Source organism: Brevibacterium aurantiacum, assembly GCF_900169065.1.
GTDB classification, from domain to species: Bacteria; Actinomycetota; Actinomycetes; order Actinomycetales; family Brevibacteriaceae; genus Brevibacterium; species Brevibacterium aurantiacum.
In genome coordinates, this window is sequence record NZ_FXZB01000011.1 from 138,436 (window position 1) to 146,115 (window position 7,680).

Genomic DNA, 7,680 nt, shown 5'->3' on the forward strand with positions numbered 1-7,680 from the left:
GGATACGTGAGCAATCACCCGTGCGCGTGAGACTCACCTCGTCAGAGTCAGCCGATCAGCTCGAGTTCGAATCCCGTGACAACGGCACGCACTTCCTCGAGGTAGCGACGGGCCTGTTCGGTGAGCGGAATGCCGGAATGGTCGATCCACCCGATCTCGATGCGTTCGTCGACGTCGAGTGGAATCGCGACGATCTCTGGATCGAGGTCATCGCTGATGATGCCCGTCGAGATCGTATAGCCGTCGAGCCCGATCATGAGATTGAAGATCGTCGCACGGTCGGAGACCCTGATCTCCTGCTTGCTCGACAAAGTGGAGAGAATCTCCTCGGCGAAGTAGAAGGAGTTGTTCGCTCCCTGATCGAAGGTCAGTCGTGGCACCTCGGCCAAGTCGTCAAGGGTGACGCGATCTCGGGCGGCAAGCGGATTCTTCCGGGAGATGAAGATGTGCGGCGTTGCAAGGAAAAGCGGGTGAAAGACAAGCCCGGAATCTCGCAGCAGTTTGTCGATGACCTTCTGGTTGAAGTCGTTCCGATAGAGAATGCCGAGCTCGCTGCGGAGCGTGCGAACATCTTCGATGATGTCCCAAGTGCGAGTCTCTCGAAGCGAGAACTCATACTCGGCCGCATCGCTGGCCTTGACCATCCGCACGAACGCATCAACCACGAATGAGTAGTGCTGCGCCGATACACCGAGCAGGCGTCGCGACGGGGGCCGACCGAGATAGTGCTGCTCAAGGAGCTCCGCCTGCTCAACGACCTGCCGCGCATAGCCGAGGAACTCCGCGCCGTCCACAGTCAGTGTCACGCCGCGGGCTGATCGGAAGAGCAGCGCCCGACCTACGCGGGTCTCAAGATCTTTCATTGCCGCCGACATCGTCGGTTGGGAGACATAGAGCAGATCGGCAGCGGCTGTGATCGACCCTTCCGCCGCAACCTCGATGAAGTAGTGGAGCTGCAGCAGTGTGATGCTTCTCAATCCTCGGGACATAGATAAAGACTATATGAACCCATAGTTCAACCAAGTTACCCGATAACCAGCCGTTGCCTGCAGGATGGATTTCGAAGACCTCCGCAAGGCCGATCCCGGCCGATCAGACACCGAATTGGACGTCCATGACAACCGAATTCACATTCAACATCACCACCACCCGATTCGACGAGCACTACTCCCCGTCGGATAGTTCACGGGCCACGACGAACTTCGCGAACCTCGCCAGGGGCGAACACCGTCAGCAGAACCTCCGCAACACCCTGACGACGATCAATCGCCGGTTCAACGACCTCGCCCATTGGGATAACCCCGCCGGGGACCGCTACGCTGTCGACCTCGAGATCGTCTCTGGACAGCTGCAGTTCACCGCCGCCGGCAACGAACAGGAATTCCCCTTGCTCGAGGTTCTGGATGTCCAGATCCTTGATCGAGCGACTGGTGACCGCCATCCCGGGATCGTGGGAAACAACTTCTCGTCCTATGTTCGCGATTTCGATTTCAGCGTGCGACTTCCGGCTGCCAACGAGTCCGCGAGCGAATTCACGGTCCCTGATGACTTCGGTGAACTGCACGGCAAGCTGTTCCAGCACTTCCTCGATTCCGCAGCGTATCGGGAACGGTTCCAGATGACACCCGTCGTCTGCATCAGTGTGTCGACGAGCAAGACCTACCATCGGACCGCGAATCACCATCCGGTTCTCGGCGTGGAGTACCAGCAAGACGAATATTCGCTGACCGATGACTACTTCGGAAAGATGGGACTGCAGGTGAGATACTTCATGCCGCCAGGCAGCGTCGCGCCCCTCGCCTTCTATTTCCGCGGCGATCTCCTCAACGACTACTCCAATCTGCAGCTCATCGGCACGATCAGCACGATGGAGACCTTCCAGAGGATCTATCGACCGGAGATCTACAACGCGCACGTGGCCGCCGAAGACATCTATCGGCCGACACTGGAACGGGACGACTTCTCGGAGACACCGATCACCTACGATCGCGTCGAACGCAGCCAGCTCGCAGTCAAGCAGGGAAAGTACACCGCAGAGACGTTCGTCAACCCACACCGGGACATGCTCGATCAGTGGGCCGCCAACTATCCCGTTCCAGCCGCATGACCACCGGAGAAGAATCAATGAAGCCGACTCTATTGCCCACTTCGATCGTCGGCAGCATGCCGAAGCCGACGTGGCTCGCCCAGCCTGAGACCCTCTGGTCACCATGGAATCTGCGAGGCGAGGCCTTGTCCGAGGGACGACAGGATGCTCTGCGAATCGCAGTCCACGAACAGACCAACCGCGGCATCGACATCGTCAGTGACGGAGAACAGACCCGCCAGCACTTCGTCACCACGTTCATCGAACACCTCAGCGGAGTCGATTTCGAGAAGCGCGAAACGGTTCGAATCCGTGATCGTTATGACGCGAGCGTGCCCACTGTGGTCGGCGCCGTGAGCCGTGAGAAGCCAGTGTTCGTCGACGACGCCAAGTTCCTCCGTCAGCAGACCGACCAACCGATCAAGTGGGCGCTCCCGGGCCCGATGACAATGATCGACACGCTCTACGACGGCTATTACAAGAGTCGCGAGAAGTTGGCCTGGGAGTTCGCCGCTGTCCTCAATCAGGAGGCGCGGGATTTGGAAGCGGCCGGAGTGGACATCATCCAGTTCGACGAGCCTGCCTTCAACGTCTTCTTCGACGAGATGAAGGACTGGGGAATTGCCACGCTGGAGCGAGCTGCGGAAGGACTGCGCGCGGAGACGGCGGTTCACATCTGCTACGGCTACGGGATCACCGCAAACAACGACTGGAAAGCTACCCTCGGGTCCGAATGGCGCCAGTACGAGGAATCATTCCCGCTCCTGCAGCAGTCGACCATCGACATCGTCTCACTGGAGTGCCACAACTCCCGTGTCCCGTTGGACCTCATCGAGCTCATCCGCGGCAAGAAGGTCATGCTCGGAGCCATCGACGTGGCCAATGAGACCATCGAAACTCCAGAGGAGGTCGCCGACACCCTTCGCCGGGCTCTCAGATTCGTCGACTCGGACAAGCTCGTCCCGAGCACGAACTGCGGCATGGCGCCCTTTTCGCGGGATGTTGCCTTCGAAAAGCTGAGCGCACTGAGCGCGGGAACAAGCATCGTTCGCGAGGAACTCGCCGCGGCTAAGCCCTGACTCCTGGCTGCATAGATACCGCGTGGCTGACGGTCCTCAGGCGGGGGCCGTCAGCGAGAGGTATGCTTTGTACGGGTCAGACTTCTGCCGTCATAGCAAGCACTGCATCCCGCAAGCGCACATCATCTCGAGACAGACCTTCAATGATCTCGCCGAGACTGACTTCCGTCTCTATGATGAGCGCGATACCGTCTCGCCGGGCATCTTGAAGGGTCAAGAAAATACGAGAATAGTCAGGAGCATCCAGGGGGTCAGCTACCCGTCCATTCTCAACTGCGGCGGTAGGCCCGAACTCGAGGAAGATCGTAGGCTGCGCATCTGCGCGCTGCAGTTCAACGCACCACTCCCACTGTCCAACGAATCGGGTCACGACTTTCTGGATGCGCCCGAGTTCGGTGCTCTCATTCACTTGATCGGTCAATACCGTTCGTGCATACCTTCGCAGTCCGTCTTTGACCGCCGCGAGCGTCGAACGGCTGTCATCGAACTGACGGCGCGCATGCTCAGCAACAGATTCAGCAAATTCTTGTGCTGCTCGGTCCCGAGGCCGATATCCGTATCTCGCCGATTCCCCTGTCTCGCACATAGCTTTGATAAAGGAAATCTGATCATCAATGTCCACTGCTGCTGCGCCTTCCACAAAATGCTCCATCATCTGCCGGATGAAGAAGAGCTGCTCGGGATGTCGTCGGGACCAATTCTTGTCTCGATCAATGTAATTCTGAAGGTCACTCAGTATCTCGGCGTATGTGACGACGGTTGCCTGTTCCCAACCCTCTCGCTGCAGGTGCGCCTCATAACGATGGCACAGCAGGACAACCGCAGCTGATCGACCTCCGGCAGCTCCGTGTGCAAGGTATCTGTGAAAGTCATGTCCGTGGCCATCCGAGGTCCCGTAGTTTTCAATGACGACTGCGGCCTCTGGACGGGAAAGGACGATATCCGCAATATCCATACTGCTCTCGTCAGCGATCTCCTGCTGCGCTCTCGTGTCAACTTCCTGCACTACGTGATAACCGGACAACGGCAACTGCGAATCAACCGATCGTGTTGCATTGACCCTCGAAAGGAAGGCGCGTTGAACTTTGTCACCGAACTCGTGAGTCGCATCAGCATCCAGCAGCCATACGAATACGTTGGAAAGCTGCTTCTCGTGCGTGCCATGATGCATCACCCGAAAAATGTTGAATTGTTCGGCCAGGCTCTGCGACAGCGAAGGTAGAAGCGCCGTTACGAAGTTGTTCATGTCCGAGGGTCGTATGGCCATGGGCCAATGCTATCCGTCCGGTCTCGGTTGTAGTTACGCAACCTTAAGCGGCGTGATTGCCGCGACCTGGTCGGACACGCGTTCCTCTGCAAGCTCCAGATCATAACGACTCTGCAGGTTAAGCCAGAATTGCGGCTCCACACCGAAATACCGCCCCAAACGCAAAGCTGTGTCGGCAGTGATGGCACGCTTTCCGTGCACTATTTCATTGATACGCCGAGGTGGCACACCGATCGACACAGCGAGCTTATTCTGCGTGATACCGAACCCCTCGATGAAATCCTCCATGAGGACTTCCCCCGGATGGATCGGCGGGTAAAGCTTCTCGGACATCGCCCCTCCTCAGTGATAGTCCACGATCTCGACTTCTTCTGCACCGGCACCGGTCCACCTAAAGCAGATCCGCCACTGATCGTTGATGCGAATGCTATGCTGACCAGCCCGATCACCTCTGAGTGACTCCAGACGATTACCGGGCGGAACACGCATGGAATCGAGCGACACCGCTGCATCCAGCTGATGCAACTTCCGATTCGCAGTCTTGTGAATACGAGGATCAAGTCGCCTCGCCGGTTCACGACGCCACACACGCTCGGTGTCGCGGTCGGCAAACGATCTGATCACGCCATCCAGTTTATAACGGAACGCGTCAATAACGCCATACGTTAAATCGGTAATTCATCAAGTTCCGGCACATTCCAATGCTTCAGTCCCACTCGACAAAGCGCAGCTTCATCTGTCTCTTCCATGCCCAGTCACTAAAATGGGCAAATGAGCCATCGTTCGAGCTGGGAGACTACCACACACAATTGGGACGCTGACCTTGATATTGAGCATCTCGCTGAAGTCAGGGCACGTCTCGAAAAGCCCTATCTCGCGGGAGGCAGTCGTCACCTCATCCTTGAAATCCTTGCTTATGCCAACGACGAGGCCAAAAGTCAGGGACGGAAAGGGTTCACGACTGTCACCCACCTGCCAAACGGATGGGTCACGGTCGCGGACGATGGACGTGGTACCGATACGAGACGGGACACCGATGGGATTGCGATCCGCAAGCCCGTAATGGCTACTCCAGATGTGCGATTCACGCCAGGATCTCCGCAGCACTTCCTATGCGATGGACTACCAAGAAGAGGCATGTCGACGGTCGCGGCACTGAGCTCCGTACTCGTTCACGAAAACTATCGCGAAAACGGTTCGTGGTCACAGACTTATCGGTTTGGCATTCCCGACCGTGCCTTGGCCTCAGTCGCAGGCAGCAGGGGGTCGGGCACGGTAGTTACCTTCCGCACGGACATTATCGGACCCGCACCACTCACTGAAGCTGATGCGAAAGCTTTCGGGTGGCTGGATGTACAACAGATTCGGAATCCAGAGCCCGGCCTGTAGCCGGGCTCATACGGCATATCTGCGAGACAATTATCAGCTCGGATTTGCTAGGCATGCACTGAGCCTCAAGACGCTCTTTTCAGTGCGAGTCTTCCCGACCGGTGGCGCTGACTGTCATCACTGTCCATCGTGACGCACAGCTCGACTTTAGCCACCGTTGCGACGAATGAATTAGGCCTCGAGTTATCCTCGTTCACGCCATTGATGAGGGAGAACCGAGTCGTGTATGCCGGGTTTGTGCTGGCGCAACTAGCCGGACCCCCAACTCAATCGGGTGGAACGACGGCGCAGTCCCCTGCCATGCCGTCAGGCCGCACAATTCGTGGCGTCATCCCCCTCACCGTTGAGGAAGAATGACGGCGAATGTCTCCTCAGGCTTTCTTGACCACCGAGGACTTCAGGTAGATCCGCCCGAGGCTGGGCACAGAGGCGTCGATGTCGTGGCCGTTCACCGGTTGCTCGAGCAGCCGAATGCTTTTGACCTTGGTCCCGACCTTGATGGTACCACCGCCGCTGCCGGCGACCTTCAAACCCTTCACGACTGTCACCGCATCGCCGTCGGCGAGCAGATTGCCGACGGCATCACGGATAACCTCGCCTTCGGCAGACGACGACTCATCATCACTGTCCGAAGCGGGCGTCCATTCGTGGCCGCACATCGGGCACACGAGAAGCGCGCCCTGTTCGTAGGTGTACGACTCCGAGCATTCAGGGCACGAAGGCAGCTGATCAGACATTGAAACGGAACTCCACCACGTCGCCGCAAATAGCAACCTCTGATTGCACCGGTTTCGCAGCCGCGGCAGAGAAGCCTCCGCGCGCTAGACCACACCACGCACAACCATACGGTTCAGTCGGTATCGATGGTCCGGACGACGGCGAGAGCAAAGCCGGCGCAGATCACGAACACCGCACCACCCATCGCCACGGGCAACGCGAGATGCACGCCAGCGAGAAGCCCGCCGATTAATGATCCAAGGGCAAGGCCGATCAACCCAAGGACGCGCGACGCGGCATTGACCCGCCCGAGGAGCGCATCTGGCACGAGACGCTGGCGAAGCGACGTCGCACAGATCCCCCACACCACGGCGTGGAGAATATAGATCGCCAGTAGCACCGAGGCAACCACTGCATTGCCAGTTACAGCGAGGGCCAGCAATGAGGCGGCCCCGGTGAGCAAACTTGCAACGATCGTCCAGCGGTAACCGATCCGTGAGCGGATACGAGCTGTCGCGAAGGAGCCGACGAGCCCACCGAGCGCGGACACGGCCAGGATGAGCCCGTACCCAACGCCATCGACCCCCAGCTGCTCCTGAGCGAAAATGACGAGGATGGAGAACGGAAGCATGTAGCCGATGCTCGCCAAGGCTCCAATCAATGCCAATCCCCCGACGAGGCGGTGGTGCACGAGCCACGTTGCTCCCGCCACGGCTTCTCGCCATACCGAGGCGCGCGCCCTGGGCGCAACCGCCTCAGATGGTCTGCCCCGATGCACGGGTAGTGCAAGCGCGATCAAGCCCGCAGCTGCCCAAAGCCCGCCCATTGCGTAGACGGGGGCAGCTGCAGCGATCGCGAAGAGGAACCCGCCGAGTGGCGGACCAGCGAATTCGTCGGCTATGAGTTGCGCGGCCGAGATCCGACCATTTGCCGTGTCCAGCTTGCCCTTCTGGACAAGGCCGGGAACGAGAGAGACCGCGGCGTTATCAGCTGCGCTCTCGAGCGTGCCGATGACTGAGTATTTGAAGCTTTGGGGGCCACCCGATCGTGCGGTTGGGGGCCACCGATATTGCCTGTGGGGGCCAGCAGCCGTGGACGTCGGGGCCACTGGCCGCCCATCAGCTCATCGTCACTGGTTCAAA

General features: G+C 58.8%; 8 protein-coding genes. 2 read left to right on the forward strand and 6 right to left on the reverse strand.

Going from position 1 to position 7,680, the window contains the following annotated elements; translation table 11 throughout:
- Positions 1 to 47 precede the first annotated feature (47 nt).
- A complete protein-coding gene (locus BAUR9175_RS09460; protein ID WP_029417202.1) occupies positions 48 to 989 on the reverse strand; it encodes a LysR family transcriptional regulator in 942 nt (313 codons plus the stop codon).
- Between the two features lie 125 nt (positions 990 to 1,114).
- Between BAUR9175_RS09460 and BAUR9175_RS09465 the strand changes: the two genes are divergently transcribed.
- Together BAUR9175_RS09465 and BAUR9175_RS09470 are read left to right on the forward strand one after the other, a co-directional pair.
- Positions 1,115 to 2,107, forward strand: coding sequence for a putative oxygenase MesX (locus tag BAUR9175_RS09465; RefSeq protein WP_101583623.1), 993 nt, complete (start codon positions 1,115 to 1,117; stop codon positions 2,105 to 2,107).
- 17 nt (positions 2,108 to 2,124) lie between these two features.
- The gene (locus BAUR9175_RS09470) at positions 2,125 to 3,165 is read left to right on the forward strand and encodes a methionine synthase (protein WP_101583632.1); all 1,041 of its coding nucleotides are present in this window, start codon (positions 2,125 to 2,127) and stop codon (positions 3,163 to 3,165) included.
- Between the two features lie 76 nt (positions 3,166 to 3,241).
- Here the strand turns inward: BAUR9175_RS09470 and BAUR9175_RS09475 are convergent, their stop codons facing one another.
- The 5 genes from BAUR9175_RS09475 to BAUR9175_RS09500 form a co-directional block, all read right to left on the reverse strand.
- On the reverse strand, positions 3,242 to 4,432 hold the full coding sequence (locus BAUR9175_RS09475; RefSeq protein ID WP_009883721.1) for a PD-(D/E)XK nuclease family protein: 1,191 nt from the start codon (positions 4,430 to 4,432) through the stop codon (positions 3,242 to 3,244).
- A 33-nt stretch (positions 4,433 to 4,465) separates the two neighbouring features.
- On the reverse strand, positions 4,466 to 4,765 hold the full coding sequence (locus BAUR9175_RS09480) for a HigA family addiction module antitoxin (RefSeq protein ID WP_009883720.1): 300 nt from the start codon (positions 4,763 to 4,765) through the stop codon (positions 4,466 to 4,468).
- Positions 4,766 to 4,774: 9 nt separating this feature from the next.
- Complete coding sequence (locus BAUR9175_RS09485; protein ID WP_009883719.1) at positions 4,775 to 5,056, reverse strand: type II toxin-antitoxin system RelE/ParE family toxin; 282 nt, start codon at positions 5,054 to 5,056, stop codon at positions 4,775 to 4,777.
- 1,136 nt (positions 5,057 to 6,192) lie between these two features.
- Complete coding sequence (locus tag BAUR9175_RS09495) at positions 6,193 to 6,558, reverse strand: zinc ribbon domain-containing protein YjdM (RefSeq protein WP_069599925.1); 366 nt, start codon at positions 6,556 to 6,558, stop codon at positions 6,193 to 6,195.
- Between the two features lie 113 nt (positions 6,559 to 6,671).
- Positions 6,672 to 7,646 (reverse strand): MFS transporter, encoded by a 975-nt coding sequence (locus tag BAUR9175_RS09500; RefSeq protein WP_257944302.1) that lies wholly within the window; start codon positions 7,644 to 7,646, stop codon positions 6,672 to 6,674.
- Positions 7,647 to 7,680: the final 34 nt, after the last annotated feature.

Excerpts from the sequence above, each read along its gene's own strand:
- BAUR9175_RS09460 (WP_029417202.1), bottom strand. The coding sequence starts at position 989 with ATGTCCCGAGGATTGAGAAGCATCACACTGCTGCAGCTCCACTACTTC.
- BAUR9175_RS09465 (WP_101583623.1), top strand. The coding sequence starts at position 1,115 with ATGACAACCGAATTCACATTCAACATCACCACCACCCGATTCGACGAG.
- BAUR9175_RS09470 (WP_101583632.1), top strand. The coding sequence starts at position 2,125 with ATGAAGCCGACTCTATTGCCCACTTCGATCGTCGGCAGCATGCCGAAG.
- BAUR9175_RS09475 (WP_009883721.1), bottom strand. The coding sequence starts at position 4,432 with ATGGCCATACGACCCTCGGACATGAACAACTTCGTAACGGCGCTTCTA.
- BAUR9175_RS09480 (WP_009883720.1), bottom strand. The coding sequence starts at position 4,765 with ATGTCCGAGAAGCTTTACCCGCCGATCCATCCGGGGGAAGTCCTCATG.
- BAUR9175_RS09495 (WP_069599925.1), bottom strand. The coding sequence starts at position 6,558 with ATGTCTGATCAGCTGCCTTCGTGCCCTGAATGCTCGGAGTCGTACACC.